The organism is Frankia sp. AiPa1, from assembly GCF_023243075.1.
Classification (GTDB): Bacteria; Actinomycetota; Actinomycetes; order Frankiales; family Frankiaceae; genus Frankia.
In genome coordinates, this window is record NZ_JALKFZ020000031.1 from 77,345 (window position 1) to 95,375 (window position 18,031).

The window sequence follows — 18,031 nt, forward strand, 5'->3', positions numbered from 1 at the left end:
CGGGTCGGCGCTGCGAGCCCGGCCCCAGGGGCAGTGGGGGCCGAGAGCTCCGGGGGGCTCCCGGTGTCGCTGGAGCCCGCCGCCGCTACAGCGGGATGTTGCCGTGGACGTTCTTGTGCGCGCGGGCGTCGGCGAGCGCGCCGGCCAGTGCCGAGGCGACGATGCCGCGGGTCTGGCCCGGGGCGATCTCCGCGTCGACGGCGCCGAGTTCGATGGCGCGCTCGACACCCCCGACGGTGCGCACGTGCTCCTCGGCGAGCTCGGCGAGCACAGTGGGCCGGCGCTGCGCCGGGACGTCCGCGAGCGTGCGTCGGTGCAGGATTCCCACGGCGGCCTCAGCGCCCATCACGGCGAGCTGGGCGCCCGGCCAGGCGTAGACGGCGGTGGCGCCGAGCGAGCGGGAGTTCATCGCGATGTAGGCGCCGCCATACGACTTGCGCGTCACCACGGTGACCCGGGGCACCGTGCACTCGGCGAAGGCGTAGAGCAGCTTGGCGCCGCGGCGCACGACGCCCTCCCACTCCTGCCCGACACCCGGCAGGTAGCCCGGAACGTCCACCAGGACGATGAGCGGCACACCGAAGGAGTCGCACATCCGCACGAACCGGGAGGCCTTCTCCGCGGAGGTCGAGTCGAGGCAGCCGCCTCGGCGCAGCGGGTTGTTCGCGACCACGCCGACCGTGCGCCCGCCGATTCGGCCGAGGCTCGTCACGACGTTCGGGGCCCACTTGGGGTGCAGCTCGATGCCCTCGTCGTCGAGTACCGCGTTCACGAGCGGGCGGACGTTGTAGGCCCGGCGCGGGTTGTCGGGCAGCAGGTCGGCGAGCTCCCGGTCCGGGACCTCGCCGATGTCACGCTGGTCGGCGAGCAGCACCGCGAGCTCGCGGGTGCGCTCCATCGCCTCGTCCTCGGAGTCGCACGTCACGTGCACGACCCCGCTGCGCCTGGAGTGGACCTCCGGGCCGCCGAGGCTGGTGGCGGTGCACTCCTCGCCGGTCACCGAGCGCACGACGTCCGGGCCGGTGACGAAGACCTTGGCCTCGGGGCCCATGATGACGATGTCGGTCAGGGCCGGCCCGTAGGCCGCGCCGCCGGCGGCCGCGCCGAGCACCAGCGACAGCTGCGGAATGCGTCCCGAGGCGCGGACGGTCGCGGCGAAGATCCGCCCGACGCCGTCGAGCGAGGCGACGCCCTCCTGCAGGCGGGCGCCGCCGGAATGCCAGATGCCGACCACCGGGCAGCCCAGACGCGCGGCGGATTCGATGGCGTGCACAATGCGGGCGCAGCCATCGCGCCCCATAGCACCGCCCTGTACCGTTGGGTCGGTCGCAAAAGCCACAACTTCGTTGCCCCGGACCAGGCCATGTCCGGCAACCACACCGGAACTGTCCGCGGCCGCGAACTCGGACAGGGTGTCGGGGTCGAAGAATCGGGCGAGCCGAGCCTCGGGCGCGCGTGGGTCGACTCGGTCGAGCGTGGACAGACTCACCGTGCGTCTCCTTGCCTGGACGGCGTCGAACTGGGATCGGCGGAAGGTCGACGTGCGACCCCCCGGGCCTGCACGCCGGTGTCCCGTCAGATCACGGTCCGGCAACCATGGGCGCCCGTCAGCGAGACGGGCGTGGCCGTGGCATCGGGGGAGCGGCCGGCGTCACGGCGATATAGGGTTGTATGCGGCTTTCTAGTTGGCCTGCGGTGTGGCGCTCAACATGTGCGGTGCGCGGGTTGCCCCTCTCCAGGTCGGTGCGTCCCCACGCGTGCCCGAAGGTGCCGTGGATGCCAGGGAGCCCGGCGTCCACGGTCATCCCGGCGGTGGGTCGGGCAGGTCGGTGGGCCAGTCTGCCTGACCGTGCCGGGCGGCGGCCTGCTCCGCCCGGCACGGCGTGACGCGTCTCGGATTCCACGGGCGACCCGCACGGCAGGAAGATCACGAGTCGACGGTCACACCGTGAAGGCCAGGCACACGTCGTGGCCGCCGAACCCGAAGGAGTTCGACAGGCCCGCGCCGGCGCCGATCGTGCGGTTGTCGACGCTGACCACGTCGAGGGCGATCTCGTCGTCGAGCGCGTCAAGGTTGCGCGTCGCCGGGACGGTCCGCTCGCGCAACGCGAGCAGGGTGGCGATCGCCTCCACCGCGCCGGCCGCGCCGAGCAGATGACCGGTCATCGACTTCGTCGCGGTGATGGCCACCGAGTCGATGTGGCCGCCCAGCGCCGAGCGCAGCGCGACGGCCTCGGCGAGGTCACCCGCGGGGGTGGACGTCGCGTGCGCGTTGATGTGGACGACGTCCGTCGCCGCGAGCGACGCCGAGCGCAGTGCGGCACGCACCGCCCGTGCCGCACCCGCTCCCTCGGGATCAGGAGCGGCGATGTGGTAGGCGTCCGAGCTGATCCCGGCACCGGCGAGCACCCCGTGCACCCGGGCACCCCGGGCGGCCGCGTGCTCGGCGGACTCCAGGACCAGGATGGCCGCGCCCTCGCCGAGGACGAAGCCGTCGCGGGCCTTGTCGAACGGGCGCGATGCGGTCTGCGGCGTGTCGTTGCGGCGGGACAGGGCCTGCATCTGCGCGAACCCGGCGATCGGCAGAGCCGCGATCGCCGCCTCGGTGCCGCCGGCGATGACGACATCCGCCCGGCCGGCCCGGATGATGTCCAGGCCGAGGGCGATCGCCTCCGAGCCGGAGGCGCAGGCGCTGACCGGCGCGTGCACCCCGGCCTTCGCCCCGAAGGCGAGTCCCACCGTGCTTGCCGGCCCGTTGGGCATCAGCATCGGCACGACATGCGGCGAGACTCGCCGTGGGCCCTTCTCTCGCAGCACGTCGTGCTGGCTGAGCAGGGTCTGCACCCCGCCGATCCCGGAGGCCACGCAGGCCGCGAGGCGTTCCTGGTCGACGTCGGGGGAGCCCGCGTCCGCCCAGGCCTCCCGGGCGGCGACCAGAGCCATCTGCTGGCTGCGGTCGAGGGTCCGGGCCTCCACCCGGCCCAGCGGCGGCTCCACCGCGAGCGGCGCGGCGATGTGGACCGGGAGTTCTTCGATCCATGCCTCGGTGATCCGCCGCACGCCGGAGCGGCTGGCGAGCAGCCCCTCCCACGTCGAGGCGACATCGCCACCGAGGGGAGTGATTGCCCCGAGGCCGGTGACGACAACCTGCCTGGGGGTGGTGGTCACGCCGCCACACCCGCCCGCTGGATGTACGACACCGCGTCACCCACGGTCTTGAGGGACTTCACGTCGTCGTCCGGGATCTTGACCGAGAACTTCTCCTCGGCGGCCACGACGACCTCGACCATGGACAGCGAGTCGACATCCAGGTCGTCGATGAAGGTCTTCTCCGGGGTGACGTCCGACGGGTCGACACCGGCGACCTCTTCGAGGATGTCGGCGAGTCCGGCGAGGATGTCCTGGGACATGTGGTGCCTCCTGTGCGATGTGCGATGGGGATGGCGGGTGCGCTCACGGCTGGGCAACCGCCGCGGGCGCAGGCCGCGGAACGTGGGCCGGGGTCAGGGGTGGTGGACGCGGGCGACCCGCCGCGGGCGGAACGTCGCGTCGGATGATGCGAACCGAAGCGAGCGGGTCACGAGGTTCGGGTCATGTAGTGCGCGTGGTGCGGCGGCTCGGCTCACGGGCATCGGATGACCTGACCGCAGAAGGTCAGCCCCGCGCCGAACCCGAACAGCAGCACCGGGTCGCCGCGGCGGATCTCACCGGCGTCGATCAGGCGGGCAAGCCCCAGCGGGATACTCGCGGCGGAGGTGTTGCCAGCGTCGACGACGTCGCGTGCGATGGCGGCGTTCGTGGCGCCGATGCCCGTCGCGAGTGCCTCGACGATCCGCAGGTTGGCCTGGTGCGGAACGATACCCGCGAGCTCCTCGGGTGCCACTCCGGCCCGTTCGCAGATCTGCCGCACCGTCGGAACCAGGGAGATCGCCCAGCGGAAGACCGCCTGGCCCTCCATCCGGAACGCGTTGTCGCCGCCGCCGGGCACACGGATCACCTCGGGGCGGGAGCCGTCGTGCCCCCACACCGGCGGGCCGATCTCGTCACTGTCCGATGCGCCGACCACCGTCGCGCCGGCGCCGTCGGCGAGCAGGATGCAGGTGGTGCGGTCGTCCCAGTCGGTGTAGTCCGACAGTCGCTCGGTGGCGACGACAAGCACGTGGCGCACGCCACCGGCGCGGACCAGGTCGGCCGCGGTGGACACGGCGTAGCTGAAACCGGCACAGCCGCCGTTGAGGTCGAACGCGCCGGCCCGCGCCGCGCCCACCCGGTGCGCGATCTGCGGCCCGACCCCGGGGATCTGCGACGGCGAGGTGCAGGTGGCGGCGATGACCAGGTCGATGCTGTCCGCGGCGAGGCCGGCGGCGGCCAGGGCCTTCTCCGCGGCCGCCGCGCCCATCACGGCCGTGGTCTCCTCAGCGTCGGCGATCCGCCGGGCCGCGATGCCGGTGCGGGTGCGGATCCACTCGTCGGAGGTGTCAACCCGCTGGGCCAGCTCGTCGTTGGAGACGAGCCGGGCGGGCCGGTACACGCCGAGCCCCAGCAGCCGGGCACCGGTGGCGCTCATGCCTGCGCTCCGACGAGTGCCCCGTCGTCCGCGGCGGACCGCGGTCTGGGGCCGTCCGGCAGGCCCCGCACCTGATCGATGCCCACATGCTCGGCCACGAGCTCGCGGGCGGCGGCCAGATCGTCCGGGGACTTCACCGCGAGGATCCGCACGCCGGGCAGCTCGCGGCGAGCGATCCCGGCGAGCGTCCCGGCCGGAGGTAGTTCGATGACCGCGTCGACCCCGAGCTCGCGCAGGGTCGCCAGGCACAGATCCCAGCGCACCGGCGCCGCGACCTGGGCGACCAGCCGCGACAACAGCTCGCTGGCATCGGTGACGAGTGCGCCGTCCGCGTTGGACAGGACGGCCGCCACCGGCGCCGCGGGCCGCAGACCGCCGGCCACGGCGGCCAGCGCCGCCCGGGCGGGTTCCATGTGGTGGGTGTGGAAGGCGCCGGCGACCGACAGCGAACGCAGGCGCACACCCGTGGGTGGCTCCTGCGCGAGGCGGGCCAGGTCCGACATGGTTCCGGCGGCGACGATCTGGCCGGCGCCGTTGCGGTTCGCGGCGGTGAGGTCCAGCTCGGCGAGGCGCGCCGCGACCGCCTCGGGATCGCCGCCGAGCAGCGCCGTCATGCCGGTCGCGGCGCGGGCCGAGGCCTCGGCCATCGCCCGGCCGCGCAACGCGACCAGCGTCAGGGCCTGCTCGACCGACAGGCCGCCGGCGAGCGCCGCCGCGGTGATCTCTCCGACACTGTGGCCCGCGAGGATCAGCGCGTCCGTTCCGACCGGGGTGGTCAGCGGGAGGCCGAGCTGTTCGGCGGCCAGCAGACCGCTGGCGACGATCAGCGGCTGGGCGATCGCGGTGTCCCGGATCGTCTCCGCTGGGGCGTCACACCCGACCTCCAACAGGTCGACGCCGGCCGCGGCCGACCACCAGCGCAGTCTGTCCTCCACCCCGGGGAGATCGCGCCAGGCACGAAGCTGTCCGGGGGTCTGTGCACCCTGGCCGGGTGCGAGGATCGCGAGCACCTGTCTACCTAACCCTTCGCGGGGACCACTTGTCGCTGGCGGCGAGTCACCGATGTGTCGACCGGGTGTTGTAGAAGACCTACAAACCTACGGGTAGTCGAGAGAACTTCGTTGGAGCTGCGCGTATAGGTCGGATTCGTGTCAAGGACCAGCGAACTAGCCAGGCATGACCGGTTTCGCAGTGCGCTGCTCCGGGGACGGACCGGCTACGACGATCACGGTCCTCCTGTAGATGACACACCGTCCAGTCGGCCCAGCACGAGCGCGACATGCAGGATGAACCGCTCCCGGTGGTCTGCCGGATCGAGACCGCAGACCTCCGCCGCCTTGCGCAGACGGTAACGCACCGTGTTCGTATGCAGGTAGAGGGCGCGTGCTGTGGCCTCCAGCGACGACCCGAAGTCCAGGTAGGCTCCCGCCGTTTCCAACAGCGGCGTGCCGGCGTCGCGCAGCGGTCGGTACACCTCGTCGATCAGGGAGCGGCGGGCGTCGGCGTCGCCGGCGAGCGCGAGTTCCGGCAGCAGCGCCCGGGCCCGCACCGGCCGGGGTGCGGCGGGCCAGGCGGCGACCACATCGGAGGCGGCCAGCGCGATCCGGGCCGAGCGGGGCGCACCGGTGAGATCGCCGGCCACCGGACCGACGACGACCGGCCCCGGCTCGCAGACCGGCAGCAGGGCACGCGCCGCATCCAGCGCGGTGTGCACGTCGGCCTTCGACATCGCCGGCCGGGCGGGCGCGGAGGCAGTCGTGGAACCCGAAGCCGCCGTCGCCGCGGCCTGGGCGGAGGCGCCGCCCCGGGCCGCGGCCGCACTGCCGGTGACCGGGCCGGGCAGGGGCACCACCGCGTCCTCGGGGCGGCCGATGCCGTCGTCGGTGGCCGCGAATCCTCCGCCGACGATCATCACCAGTCGGTTGTGGTGCACTCCGGCGAGCAGTTCCAGACCCGTCAGCCGGGCCAGCCGGTGGGCCTCGTCGACCACCACCTCCGGCGCATCACCGCCGGCTCGCGCGATGATCACCGTGACGGCCGGCGGATTGCGCCAGCCCGCCGCCGCAGCCCGCGACGGCAGCGCCCGATCAGCTTCGCCGCGGACCACGTGATCGACGATGAGGGCTTCCAGTCGGGCGTCCCAGGCGCCGCGTTCCTCCGCGGCGCGGGCGTAGACCACCGCGCCGGCGAACGCGATGTCGCGCGAGTAGCGCAGGACGTCGGCGAGGAGCCGCTGGTTGTCCTGCGGCTCGACCAGGTTGGGCACCTCGGTCTCGACCGCCTCCACGGCGACCCGGACGAGGTCCACCAGCCGGCGGAACGTCACCGCGCGCACCAGCTCGCGCGGCGCGACCCGGAAGACGTCCTCCGACAGCTCCCGAGCATGTTCGGGACGGCGGCACCACGCGACGAAGGAGGAGATCCCGGCCTGCACGACCAGCTGGATCCCGGCCCGGTGGCTGGCCGACATCGCCGGGAACCAGGGCAGGACCTCGTGCATCCGGGCGACCGCGCGGGTGGCGAGCAGGCCGCTGGCCAGCTCCACCCGCCGTACCGCTTGTTCGCTCGCCGCACCCGTTCCCACCAACCCGCCGCGGGCGGGTGGGCCGCCCACCGCGGTGCCGCCTGCATCTGCGCTGCCCGGACCCGTATTTGCCGCCCGCAGCTGGTCCAGGCGGGGAACGCGCTGGTCGGGCAGCTCGTCGAGGTTCGGCAGCTCGCCGGGTGCCGTCAGGAAACCACTGTCGGTGTCCCGCGCGTCCGGCGGGTCCGACGGATCCGGGGGGGTACCTGCCACGCCCGTCAGCATGCCTCAGCGGCGCCCGGGGCGGTCGGATTGCGGCCGCCAACGCCCAGGCGTGCCCCGGACAGCTCGGCAGGGGACGGGCCTGACGACGCTGCGGCGTCGATGGGCGATGCTGGTGGCATGCGTCAGGTGAGTATCCAGGGTGAGGCGATCCGGCTCGGCCAGTTCCTCAAGCTTGCCGATGTCGTCGGCGTCGGCTCGGACGTGAAGGGACTGCTGGCCGGGGGCATGGTGCTGGTCAACGGCGAGGTGGAGAGTCGCCGCGGGCGCCAGCTCCTGCCCGGCGACGAGGTGCGGGTGCCCGGAGAGGAGCTACGGGTCGGCTGAGAGCCCCGGCCCGTCAGGATCGCCGGGTGATCAGAGCTGTCCGGCGTAGGTGCCGGCCCAGCTGTGCACCTTCGCGACGTAGTGCCGGGTCTCACCGATGTCGGGGATGCCACCCGCGGCGCGCACGGTGTCGGGCCCGGCGTTGTAAGCGGCGAGGATCAGCGAGATGCGGTCCCCGGGCAGGCCCGAGACCAGCGATGCCAGCCGTGCCTCGTAGCGGGCCGCCGACGGGATGGCGTCCTGCGGATCCATCGGGTCGGCCCGGCCGTCGTGGTTACCGTCGAGGCCGACCTCCTGCCAGGTGCTGGGCAGGAACTGCATGATGCCCTGGGCGCCGGCATGGGAGACCGCCCGCGGGTTGAACTTGCTCTCCACCCGCGCCTGCGCCGCGAGCTGCACCGGGGTAAGCCCGCCGCCGTAGGCCGCCGCGGCGGCCTGGAACACCGGTATCAGATCAGCGGGGACGCGGCGGGGGCGGCGAAGGACGTCGCAGCCCACCATCGTCGAGACGGCGAGGACCGTCAGCAGGGCGGCGACGATCGTTCGTCCGCTCACCCGGTCACCCATCGTCGTATTGTCCGTTTCGCCGATTCCGCGACGCGAGGGGGGACCGTCAGACGTGCCCTCGGCACCGCGTCGCGGCCGGGCGGCGGTGCTGGTCGGCCGGGGCGCGGAAGATCAGCCAACCAGGGTGGTGCGCAGGGCCCGCAGGTCCGACTCGGCGAGCCCGGCCGCCCGGGCCCACCCGGCCGGGCTGCCCCAGCCGGCGTCGACGCCATCCAGGAAGCCCGCCATGACCTCCGGCAGACAGGACAGCTGACCGGAGTTGTTCGGGTTGACCTGCCGATGATAAGAGGGCCGGTCGGCGAGCCGGGCGTTGACACGGTCGATCCGCTCGTTGGTCTGCGTGTAGTCGTCGATGATCGCCGCCCGGTCGACGCCGGCGATGCTGAGCACCATGGCCGCGAGCACCCCGGTGCGGTCCTTGCCGGCCGCGCAGTGGAACAGCGCGGGGCCGGTGGCCGGCTGGGCCAGGATCCGCAGTGCCTCGGCGACGGCGGAGCCGGCCAGGCGCAGATAGTCGAGGTAGTGCTCGACGCGGTCCTGCGGGTTCAGGTCGCGGACGATCGCGGGAAAACGCGGATCGTCCGGCATCACCCATTCGCCGGGCAGAAACGACAGGTGATGGTAGGCGACGTCCTCCATGGCGAGCGGGCCGCGCCCCTCTCGAAGGGCCTCCTCCTTCGCCCGCAGGTCGAGGACGGCCCGCAGGCCGAACGTCGCCCGCAGCAGGGAGACGTCACCCTGGGTGAGCATCTGCACCGAGTCGGCCCGCAGCAGGACGCCGTACCGGGTGTGCGCGCCCTCGGCGGTCGGCAGACCGCCCAGGTCGCGTACGTTGTCGCAGCCTGTGAGGTTGAACCAGCGATCCACAGATCGATCCTAGGATGCCCGCCCGCCCGGTCGCCCGTTCTTGTCCTGCTTTCTATGGATGAATTGCATCCGCCGCAGTGCCGAGGACGCCGCAGTGCCGAGGACGGGGTACCGACGTCGACGGTCACCGGGCGGTCACCCGGGCGCAGCTTTCCCCCGCTACCCGGGCTGCTCGGGTAGCGGGGCATCCCGCCGCCCGGCAGGGGGGTCGCGGGGTCGGGGCGCGGCGCGCGGATGGTCCGCGATGGTGTCGATGGGCCTGGCCGGCACGCCGGTGACGACGGCAACGGCGCGGATGTCGTCGGTGACGACCGAGCCGGTCCCGACCACCACCCGTTCGCCGATCCGGCGCCGTCCGACGATGCTCGCCTGGGCACCGATCCACGCCTGCGCGCCGATGGTGACCCCGCCGGCGATCCGCGCTCCCGGCGCGAGGGTGACGTAGTCGCCGAGCCGGCAGTCGTGGGCGACGCTCGCCCCGATGTTGACCACCACATGCCGGCCGGTGCGAACGTTCGTGGTGATGCTGGCGAGTGCGTACACGACGGTGCCCGGGCCGAGCTGGACGTCGCCACCGAGACTGGCCCGGGGATGGACCAGCGTGACGGGGCGCCGCCCGTGCACGGAGGCGTACCGGTCGACGCGGGCACGGGCCAGGGCGTCCTCGACCCCGATCAGGTAGTCGGCGTCGAGGCTGCCGAGCAGGTCCAGACCGCCGAGCAGGGCAGCGCCGCGCCGGGCCACGGCGCCCGGATCGCCGCCGTGACCGTCGTCGAGAAACCCGAGGAACGCGTACGGCGCGGGGGAGCTGGCGGCGTTGACGGCCTCGACCACGTCGAGCAGCTCCCGGCCATGGCCCCCGGCACCCACGATCGTCAGCGGGCGGGGAGTGTCCGGCACGCGACGCACACTAGAACGTCGACTCATTGCAATCAATTCAATGCTCAGGGTGGCGACCGTGGCGACCGTGGCGACCGTGGCGCGGGAGGGCGGGCGCGGTCAGGGTCGGTGGGGATCTTTGCGGTGTGGGGTGGGCCCCGGTGGATGGTCCGGGGCGTGGCGCGCTTGACCCCGGCCCGGACCGGCTACTATCGGCATCCTTATGATCTCGAAGGGTGATGATCGGTGAAGGTAGTAGTGACGGGCGGTGCCGGCTTCGTCGGTGCCCACCTGACCAGGGCGCTGCTCGCCGCTGGCGCAGAAGTGATCGTGATCGACGATCTGAGTACGGGCGCGGTGGCGAACCTCGCCGGCCTGCCCGTGCGGCTGGTCGTCGGCAGCGTCACCGACCGTGCGACAGTCGAAGAGGTCTGTACGGGTGTCGACAGCATCGTGCATCTGGCGGCCAGGCCCTCGGTCGAGCGCTCGCTGCTCGACCCGATGGCGACCCACGCCGTCAACGCCACCGGAACGCTGACGGTTCTCGACGTCGCCCAGCGGGATGAGACCCACGTCGTCGTCGTGTCCTCGTCGTCGGTGTATGGGGCCGGTGGAACGCTGCCGCGCACCGAGGATGCCCCGTGTCGCCCGCGCAGCCCGTACGCGGCGTCCAAGCTGGCCGCCGAGGGCTACGCCCTGAGCTACCAGGCCGGCTTCGGCCTGCCGGTGCTCGCCGTGCGACTGTTCAACGTCTTCGGGCCGTACCAGTCGGTGGGGCATCCGTATGCCGCGGTCGTGCCGACCTTCATCGAGGCCGCACTCTCCGGGCGGCCACTGACGGTGCACGGCGACGGCCGGCAGACCCGCGACTTCACCTACGTCGCCGACGTCGCCGGGATGCTGTGCGACGCGGCACTGCGGCGACTGAGCCATCCGCACCCGGTCAACATCGCCTTCGGTACGCGCACCGACCTGCTCACGATGATCGGGCAACTCGAGCGGCTTCTCGGCCGATCGCTTCCCGTCCGCCATGATGCCCCCCGTTCCGGGGACGTCCGCGACTCGCAGGCGTCGACGGAGACGATGCGCGCCCTGTTTCCCGATGCCGCCGGTCTGGACCTCGCCAGCGCCCTCGAGGCCACCCTCGCCTGGTACCTCGACCGGGGAACGGAAACCACCGGCACCGGGTCCGCCGCCGCTACCGGGTCCGCCGCCGCTACCGGGTCCGCCGCCGGCACCGGGTCCGCCGCCGGCACCGGCACCTCTGACGAGTCGGCCGCCGGCTCCGTGGTGTAGGACGAGCCGGCGAGGCGGTGGTCGGTTGTCAGGGGGACGTGCTCCGTCGGGCTGGTTCGGCATGCTGTTGCCGGGACTGGCGGGGAATCAGCGCCGCGCCGGATGCCGGAGCCGGATCAGGCATCGCCTCCTGAGCGGTTCCCGGGGCCTGCGGCGGCGACCCGCGTCTCGGCTCCGGGTCCGCCTCGGGCCCGCCGACCTGGGCGGGGATGGCGGTGGCGGGGTGGACCGGGGGGGCGGGCTGGGCGGCGGGGGAGGTGGCCACCTCGATGAGGTCGGCGAGGACCTGGGCGGGGGGTGCCCAGGGGTCCAGGGCGAGGGCCGTGGTCGGATCCAGGGCGGGGACGTCCACATGCGAGATGAGCGGATGGCACGGCCGACGGTCGGACTCGCCGTCGCCGAGGAGCTCCTCGTGCAGTTTCTCACCGGCGACCAGCCCGGTGTAGATGATGTCCACCGGCCGTGGCTCGCGAGCGGCCAGGCGTCGGGCGACGTCGGCGATGCGTACCGGCTCGCCCATGTCGAGCACGAGCGCCTCCCCGGGCGCGCCGAACGCGCCGGCCTGCAGGACGAGCTGAACGGCCTCGGGGATCGTCATGAAGTAACGGGTGACGTCGGGATGGGTGACGGTGAGCGGTCCGCCGGCGGCGAGCTGGCCGGCGAAGACCGTCAGTACGGAGCCGTTGCTGCCCAGCACGTTGCCGAATCGGACGCTGACGAACGTCCCGGCCGCCTCATCGGCGACGTGCGCGGTGAGCCGCTCGGTGATCCGCTTGGAGTAGCCCAGGGCGCTTGCGGGATTGGCCGCCTTGTCGGTGGAGATGTTCACCAGGCGGTCGACGCCACAGGCCGCGGCCGTGCGCAGGATGGTCAGCGTGCCCCAGACATTGGTCTGCACGGACTCGCCCGGGAAGCGTTCGAGCAGGGGCAGGTGCTTGAGGGCCGCGGCGTGGAAGACGACCTGCGGGCGCCGCTGCTCGAACAGGTTGGTCATCAGGTCGACGTCGCGGATGTCACCGAGCACGATCGACTCGTCGTCGAGCATCGCCTGCCCGGAGATCGACAGCTGGACGGCTCGAAGCGCTGACTCGTCCCGGTCGAGCATGATGAGCTCCGCCGGGGCAAACGCGGCGATCTGCCGGCACAGCTCCGAGCCGATGGAGCCGCCGGCACCGGTGACCAGCACGCGGCGCCCGCTCAGGTAACTCGCGGCGGCGGTCATGTCAGTGGAGATCTGACGCCGGCCGAGCAGGTCGGCAAGGTCGAGGTCGCGGATGTCGCCGACGCCGACCCGTCCGTCGATGAGGTCGCCCACTCGAGGCACGACCTTCACGGCAAGCCCGGCCTCCTCGGCGATTCCGGTGATCTCCCGGAGCAGGGCCGCGTTCGCGCTGGGAATGGCCACCAGCAGCGTGCGGGCGCCGCTGGCGGCCGCGGCGGGGGCGATCGCCTGCCGTCCGCCGCGGACCGGGACGCCGAACAGGCGCAGATTGTGCAGCTTGGGGTCGTCGTCGAGCAGGGCGACCGGATAGTAGGGACTGTCCACGGTGCGCAGCATCGCCGCGAGGATGCTCTCGCCTCCCTGCCCGGCACCGAAGACGAGCAGGGGCTCGGCGCGGGCCCGGTCGGGGCGGCGCAGCTGTTCCTCGACGAGACGCCACGAGTAGCGCACCCCGAACATCACCACCAGGGTCACCGTGCCGCCCAGGGGCGGGACGCTCAGCGGTATCGGCCGGGGCGAGCCGAACGCGGCGATGACGACGAGTACTCCGACGATCGTCAGGACCACCGCGACGAGCAGGCCGAGGACCTCCTCGAACCCGCCGAAGCGGTAGCGCCCCAGGTAGAGGTGCAGGGCCGTGCCGAGGAAGTGGAGCAGGCAGACCGCGAGTGCGCAGATCACCCAGAAGTTGAGGCTGGACAGGGCGCCGAGGGTGCGGTCGAACCGGCCGATCTGCGCCGCGGTGAGTCCGAGGACCATCGCCAGGCTGTCGAGGGTGATCTGCAACCCGACCCGCTTACGCAGGTCGAGGCGCGACACGCGCCGGGCCAGGTGTGCCGTCCACCGGCCATCCACCGTGACGTCTACTCTACGTCTCCACATGAGGCCATAGAGTAAACGTAACGGAGAGTAAAATAATCGCTACCCATCAAGTATGTTGAGGTGGTCCTCGATGACAGCGGGTGGTCGGGATGTTCGTCCCGGGAGGGTGGTCGACGAGTGGAACTGCGCGACTATGTCCGCGTCCTTCGCCGCAGCTGGATGCTGATACTCGCCGTCGTGGCGCTCGGTGGTGGACTCGCCGGTGTTCTGACATGGCGCTCGGTGAAGGTGTACGCCGCATCGGTGACCATGGTCGTCTCCTCGCCGGACAACGCCGAGGGCGCCGCGTCCGCCTACCAGGGCAGCCTGCTGTCCCAGCAGCGGGTCAAGTCCTATGCCAACCTGGTGGCCAGCGATCGGGTGGCTGCCGCGGTCATCACCACGCTGCACCTGCGCACCACGCCGGAGGAGCTGCGTAAGAAGATCACCGCGGCGGCGGTGCCGGACACGGTGTTGCTCAAGGCCACCGTGCGGGACCGGGACCCGCGCCTGGCCCGGTCGATCGCGAACGCCGTGGGTGAGCAGTTCTCGAAGGCCGTCTCCCAGATCGAGGCGCCCCCCGAGGAGGATCGGCCGCCGACGGTGCGGGTGAGAGTCTGGGAGCGGCCGAAGCAGCCCACCTCGCCCGTGTCGCCGCAGCCCACCCGCAACTACGCGCTGGGCATCCTGCTCGGTCTGATCCTCGGCATCGGCACGGCCGTGCTGCGCTTCCGCCTGGATACCAGCCTCACCGGCCAGGAGGACGCGCGCGAGGCCACCGATCTGCCGAACCTCGCAATGATCATCTTTGATGCGGACACGGTCCAGCATCCGCTGATCACCAGTGCCCGGCCGCACTCTGCCCGGGCCGAGGCCTTCCGCCAGCTGCGGACCAACCTGCAGTTCGTCGACGTCGACGCCGACCCGCGCTCGATCATCGTCAGCAGTGCGGTGCCCGGAGAGGGCAAGACCACGACCGTCTGCAACCTGGCGATCAGCCTGGCGCAGAGCGGCCACCGGGTCTGCCTGATCGAGGGCGACCTGCGTCGCCCGTCCTTCGCGGCCTACCTCGGCGTCGAGTCGGCGGCGGGACTGACCTCCGTGCTCATCGGCGCTGCCGACCTGGACGACGTGCTGCAGCCGTGGGGTGAGGGCCGGGTCGGCTCCGGGCGGATCGAGGTGCTCGCCTCCGGCCCGGTCCCACCCAACCCCAGCGAGCTGCTGGGCTCGCGCAACATGGCCGACCTGCTCGACGTCCTGCACGCCCGGTTCGACTTCGTGCTCATCGACGCGCCACCGCTGCTGCCCGTCACCGACGCCGCGGTGCTCGCCAGCCGCGCCGACGGTGTCCTGCTGGTCGCCCGGATCGGTAAGACCCGCCGCGAGCAACTGCGCCGAGCCGCCGACGCGCTGCGCGCCGTCGACGCGCGGATGGTCGGCACCGTCCTCAACATGGTCCCGGCCAAGGGCCCGGACGCCTACTACTACGGCCAGTACAGCAGCTACGCTCCGCACGGCCGGCATACCCGGGGTGCCGAGCGGGCCCGCGCGCGGCGGGACGCCGCCACGGACGCGGGCATCCGCCCAACCCGGCCGGCCCGCTACGCGCCCACCGTCCTGGGCGGTGACGCGGAGATCGTCCCGGCTCGGAGCGAACCCGCCCGGGCCGATCACTTCGGGGCGGCCAGGGACGCTCTGCCTGCCAGGGATGGCCTGCCTGCCAGGGACGCTCTGCCTGCCAGGGATGGCCTGCCTGCCAGGGATGGCCTGTCCACCGACGGACCTTTGCCCACGGACGAGCCTCTCGCCACTGACGTCGGCCTCAGCGACGAGGAGTTCACGGAGGTGGAGACGGAGCTCGGGGCCGACGACGGCGAGCTGGTCGACACAGCCACCGTCACCTCCGACGGCGGCCAGCCCGGCCCCGGGCGCGAGGCGGCCGGCCTGGGGCGCCACGTCGATGACCGGGCCGGGGTGGGCGGGCGCCGTAGCGCGGCGGGCGCCGTGGCGGTGCCGTCGGCGCGGGAGCCGATCGAGGCCGAGCGCCCGCGGGGGGCCGGCACCAGCCGGGCATCGGCGAAGGTGGCTCCGGGCGGACGGTCGAGGCTCGGGGGGCGGCGCGGTGATCGGGCGCGGGCGAGTACGGACGAGCTGGATTCGGGCGGCGATGCGCGCGCGCGGACGACGGACGACGCCGGCGTGGACCCGGACAAGCGGCCGACCGGCGGCGGTGCAGATGGCGGCGCAGGCGGTGACGGACGGTCCCCGCATCCTGGCGCGGCGGTCGGTGGGCGGGACAGCGCCCGCCCACCGTCCCCTCGGTGACGGCGCAGGAATCGGGGGGAACAGACCAGTCCACGACCGCACCGGAAGCTGACCCGCACGTCACAGACCCGCACGTCACAGATCCGCACGTCACAGATTCGGATTTCACAGATTCGGATGGCGAGGTCAGGTCGTCCGTCGACCCGGCCGTGCCCACTGATCCGGCCGCGCCGACCGACGTGACCGCCCTCACCCATCTGACCGGGTCCACCGGCTCGGCCGCACTCACCGACCGGGACGTGACCCGTCTCATCCCGCGTCAACCGTCCGCGGAGCGCAGCGCTCAGGGCGACATCAGCCTGGACGGCGTTGTGAGTCGCAGGGGCGGTGCGGGCCGGGATGGCGGTGCGGGCCGGGATGGCAGTGCGGGCCGGGATGGCAGTGATGACCGGCAGGGTGATGGCGGCGGGGCGGCCGATGCGACGGCGGCCGGAGCTGCCGAGGGCTGGGGGCATCGGCACCGGCAGCTGGTGGGGAGCGCCGCCGCTCTGGTGGTCGTGGTCGCGGGCCTGGTCGGTTGGGTGGCGGTGCACGCGCTGCTGGCCCGCGAGCAGCTCGACCAGGCGCGTTCGCGCATCGCCGTGCTCCAGCGACAGGTGCTGACCGGAGACATCCCGGCGCAGGCGGAGCTGCGTGCCCAGGTCGCGGCGATCGGTACGCGGGCCCGGTCCGCTCGGTCACTGACGGCCGACCCTGTGTGGTCGGTGTTCGGGCACCTGCCCTGGGCGGGCTGCCCGCTGCGCTCGGCGTCGGTCCTGGCACGGGCGTTCGGCACTATGACGGACACCGGCCTGCCGGCCGTGGCCGATCTGGGTGATGGCCTTAACCCGGCCCGGCTGCGGCACCAGCTGACCATCAATGTGAACGCGCTGGCTGGGGCGCGTGCGCCGGCGCAGCGCGCCGCGGCCGCGCTCGATGCGCTGCGGGCGGCGGCGCAGGCAGCCCCGGACTGCGGGTGGATCGGCCGGGTCACCGGCGTCAGCGCGGCCCGCGCGGAAGTCGTGGACCGCGGGGAACGCCTCGCGGGGGCGCTGGACACCGTGAGCCTGGCGGCACGGATCGGCCCGGGGATGCTCGGCGCCGACCGGCCGCGGCGCTACCTGCTGATCGTGCAGAACCCGGCCGAGTCCCGGGCGAACGGCGGGATCATCGGCGGGTTCGGTCTCCTTACGGCGCAGGGCGGGCAGCTGACGCTGAGTGGCATCTCGGGGAACGGTTCGCTGCCGGGCGGGCCGACCCAGGCGAGTCCGGTCCTTGCCTTGAACGGCTCGTTCGCGGCGCGCTACGGAGCGTTCTGGCCGGACCGGGTGTGGGCGAACGCGAACCTGACCCCGGACTACCCGACCGCCGGGCGGCTCTACACCGGCCTGTACAAGGCCGGAACGGGCGTCAAGGTGGACGGCACGATCAGTCTCGACCCGACGGCGCTGGCCTACCTGCTGAGGGCAAGCCGGTCGGCAGTGCTTCCGGATGGCCAGGTAGTAACCGCGGGTAACCTCGTCGATCTGGTCGAGTCGAAGGCGTATGCGACCATCCCGACCGTCGCCGGCCGCGACCGGTTCTTCGCTGAGGTCGGTCAGGCCGCCTATGCCGCGGTCGAATCCGGCAGCGGTAACACGACGAAGCTGCTCAGCGCCTTGACACAGGCAGCCCAGGAAGGGCGTCTGCTGGTGTCAAGCAACCACGCCGATGAACAGGACGCGCTTTCTGGAACGGCGTTGGGTGGCGCGCTCCCGACCGGCAACGAGCCCTACCTTGCTGTGGTCACGCAGAATGCGGCGGCGAGCAAGCTTGACTACTGGCTGCGACGGCGGGTCAGCTATCAGGTTCGGCCTATGCCGGGCGGCGCCGGCGCCGTGACGATCGTGGTCAAGCTGACCAACACCGCCCCGGACGGGCTGTCGGCCTACGTCCGCAACCGGGGAGACGAGGAGAACTCCGACGGCAATCCCCTCGCGCAGAACAACATCTGGCTGTCGATCTACACCGGTCGCGGCAGCCTGTTCGCCGGTGCCCGGCTCGACGGCCACTACATCGCCATGGATGCCGGCACCGAGAACGGTCTGCCGGTCGTCTCCACCTATCTGACCCTCGATCGCGGTCAGACCCGCACTCTCGTGCTCAAGGTGCTCGAGCCGCACGCCGAACCGGTGGTCGCCGTCCGTCCGCAGCCGCTGCCCTTTCCCGAGCAGATTCTTGTCCAGGGGGTTCGGGTCGCCCCCCCGTGGTCACGTAGAGCTATCGATCGGCGCCAGGGGTCGTAGACACGGAGAGTAGCCATGGGTACTCTCCGTGACATCACTCGTTCATCTAC

General features: G+C 72.5%; 14 protein-coding genes. 4 read left to right on the forward strand and 10 right to left on the reverse strand.

Annotated features, from left to right (window positions below; all coding sequences use genetic code 11):
- Positions 1–85 precede the first annotated feature (85 nt).
- The 6 genes from MXD95_RS04435 to MXD95_RS04460 all read right to left on the reverse strand — a co-directional run bounded on the left by MXD95_RS04435 (position 86) and on the right by MXD95_RS04460 (position 7,364).
- Positions 86–1,489 carry an acyl-CoA carboxylase subunit beta gene (locus MXD95_RS04435; RefSeq protein ID WP_250639232.1) on the reverse strand — a complete coding sequence of 468 codons (1,404 nt, stop codon included), beginning with the start codon at positions 1,487–1,489 and terminating at the stop codon, positions 86–88.
- 452 nt (positions 1,490–1,941) lie between these two features.
- Positions 1,942–3,168, reverse strand: coding sequence for a beta-ketoacyl-ACP synthase II (gene fabF, locus MXD95_RS04440; protein WP_250639233.1), 1,227 nt, complete (start codon positions 3,166–3,168; stop codon positions 1,942–1,944).
- Positions 3,165–3,410 (reverse strand): acyl carrier protein, encoded by a 246-nt coding sequence (locus tag MXD95_RS04445; RefSeq protein WP_250639234.1) that lies wholly within the window; start codon positions 3,408–3,410, stop codon positions 3,165–3,167. Before MXD95_RS04445 ends, fabF begins: the two co-directional genes overlap by 4 nt.
- Before the next feature lie 212 nt (positions 3,411–3,622).
- On the reverse strand, positions 3,623–4,567 hold the full coding sequence (locus tag MXD95_RS04450; RefSeq protein WP_250639235.1) for a beta-ketoacyl-ACP synthase III: 945 nt from the start codon (positions 4,565–4,567) through the stop codon (positions 3,623–3,625).
- Positions 4,564–5,577, reverse strand: a complete 1,014-nt coding sequence (locus tag MXD95_RS04455; protein WP_250639236.1) for an ACP S-malonyltransferase — start codon at positions 5,575–5,577, stop codon at positions 4,564–4,566. Before MXD95_RS04455 ends, MXD95_RS04450 begins: the two co-directional genes overlap by 4 nt.
- Before the next feature lie 215 nt (positions 5,578–5,792).
- Positions 5,793–7,364 carry a PucR family transcriptional regulator gene (locus MXD95_RS04460; RefSeq protein WP_462165502.1) on the reverse strand — a complete coding sequence of 524 codons (1,572 nt, stop codon included), beginning with the start codon at positions 7,362–7,364 and terminating at the stop codon, positions 5,793–5,795.
- Positions 7,365–7,493: 129 nt separating this feature from the next.
- Between MXD95_RS04460 and MXD95_RS04465 the strand changes: the two genes are divergently transcribed.
- Positions 7,494–7,700 carry an RNA-binding S4 domain-containing protein gene (locus tag MXD95_RS04465; protein WP_250639237.1) on the forward strand — a complete coding sequence of 69 codons (207 nt, stop codon included), beginning with the start codon at positions 7,494–7,496 and terminating at the stop codon, positions 7,698–7,700.
- A 30-nt stretch (positions 7,701–7,730) separates the two neighbouring features.
- Here MXD95_RS04465 and MXD95_RS04470 read toward each other — a convergent pair whose 3' ends face one another.
- The 3 genes from MXD95_RS04470 to MXD95_RS04480 all read right to left on the reverse strand — a co-directional run bounded on the left by MXD95_RS04470 (position 7,731) and on the right by MXD95_RS04480 (position 10,034).
- Positions 7,731–8,267 carry a lytic transglycosylase domain-containing protein gene (locus MXD95_RS04470; protein ID WP_250639238.1) on the reverse strand — a complete coding sequence of 179 codons (537 nt, stop codon included), beginning with the start codon at positions 8,265–8,267 and terminating at the stop codon, positions 7,731–7,733.
- Positions 8,268–8,378: 111 nt separating this feature from the next.
- Positions 8,379–9,134 (reverse strand): tyrosine-protein phosphatase, encoded by a 756-nt coding sequence (locus tag MXD95_RS04475; protein WP_250639239.1) that lies wholly within the window; start codon positions 9,132–9,134, stop codon positions 8,379–8,381.
- A gap of 159 nt (positions 9,135–9,293) precedes the next feature.
- Positions 9,294–10,034, reverse strand: coding sequence for a NeuD/PglB/VioB family sugar acetyltransferase (locus MXD95_RS04480; protein WP_250639240.1), 741 nt, complete (start codon positions 10,032–10,034; stop codon positions 9,294–9,296).
- Positions 10,035–10,259: 225 nt separating this feature from the next.
- On the opposite strand from MXD95_RS04480, the gene MXD95_RS04485 reads away from it, so the two are divergent.
- Positions 10,260–11,309 (forward strand): NAD-dependent epimerase/dehydratase family protein, encoded by a 1,050-nt coding sequence (locus MXD95_RS04485; protein ID WP_250639241.1) that lies wholly within the window; start codon positions 10,260–10,262, stop codon positions 11,307–11,309.
- 28 nt (positions 11,310–11,337) lie between these two features.
- Here the strand turns inward: MXD95_RS04485 and MXD95_RS04490 are convergent, their stop codons facing one another.
- Positions 11,338–13,413 (reverse strand): nucleoside-diphosphate sugar epimerase/dehydratase, encoded by a 2,076-nt coding sequence (locus MXD95_RS04490; RefSeq protein WP_250639242.1) that lies wholly within the window; start codon positions 13,411–13,413, stop codon positions 11,338–11,340.
- A gap of 117 nt (positions 13,414–13,530) precedes the next feature.
- On the opposite strand from MXD95_RS04490, the gene MXD95_RS04495 reads away from it, so the two are divergent.
- Positions 13,531–15,717 carry a tyrosine-protein kinase domain-containing protein gene (locus MXD95_RS04495; protein WP_250639243.1) on the forward strand — a complete coding sequence of 729 codons (2,187 nt, stop codon included), beginning with the start codon at positions 13,531–13,533 and terminating at the stop codon, positions 15,715–15,717.
- Positions 15,718–15,866: 149 nt separating this feature from the next.
- Positions 15,867–17,981 carry a DUF4012 domain-containing protein gene (locus MXD95_RS04500; protein ID WP_250639244.1) on the forward strand — a complete coding sequence of 705 codons (2,115 nt, stop codon included), beginning with the start codon at positions 15,867–15,869 and terminating at the stop codon, positions 17,979–17,981.
- The last annotated feature ends 50 nt before the right edge of the window (positions 17,982–18,031 follow it).

Excerpts from the sequence above, each read along its gene's own strand:
- MXD95_RS04445 (WP_250639234.1), bottom strand. The coding sequence starts at position 3,410 with ATGTCCCAGGACATCCTCGCCGGACTCGCCGACATCCTCGAAGAGGTC.
- MXD95_RS04450 (WP_250639235.1), bottom strand. The coding sequence starts at position 4,567 with ATGAGCGCCACCGGTGCCCGGCTGCTGGGGCTCGGCGTGTACCGGCCC.
- MXD95_RS04465 (WP_250639237.1), top strand. The coding sequence starts at position 7,494 with ATGCGTCAGGTGAGTATCCAGGGTGAGGCGATCCGGCTCGGCCAGTTC.
- MXD95_RS04470 (WP_250639238.1), bottom strand. The coding sequence starts at position 8,267 with ATGGGTGACCGGGTGAGCGGACGAACGATCGTCGCCGCCCTGCTGACG.
- MXD95_RS04490 (WP_250639242.1), bottom strand. The coding sequence starts at position 13,413 with ATGTGGAGACGTAGAGTAGACGTCACGGTGGATGGCCGGTGGACGGCA.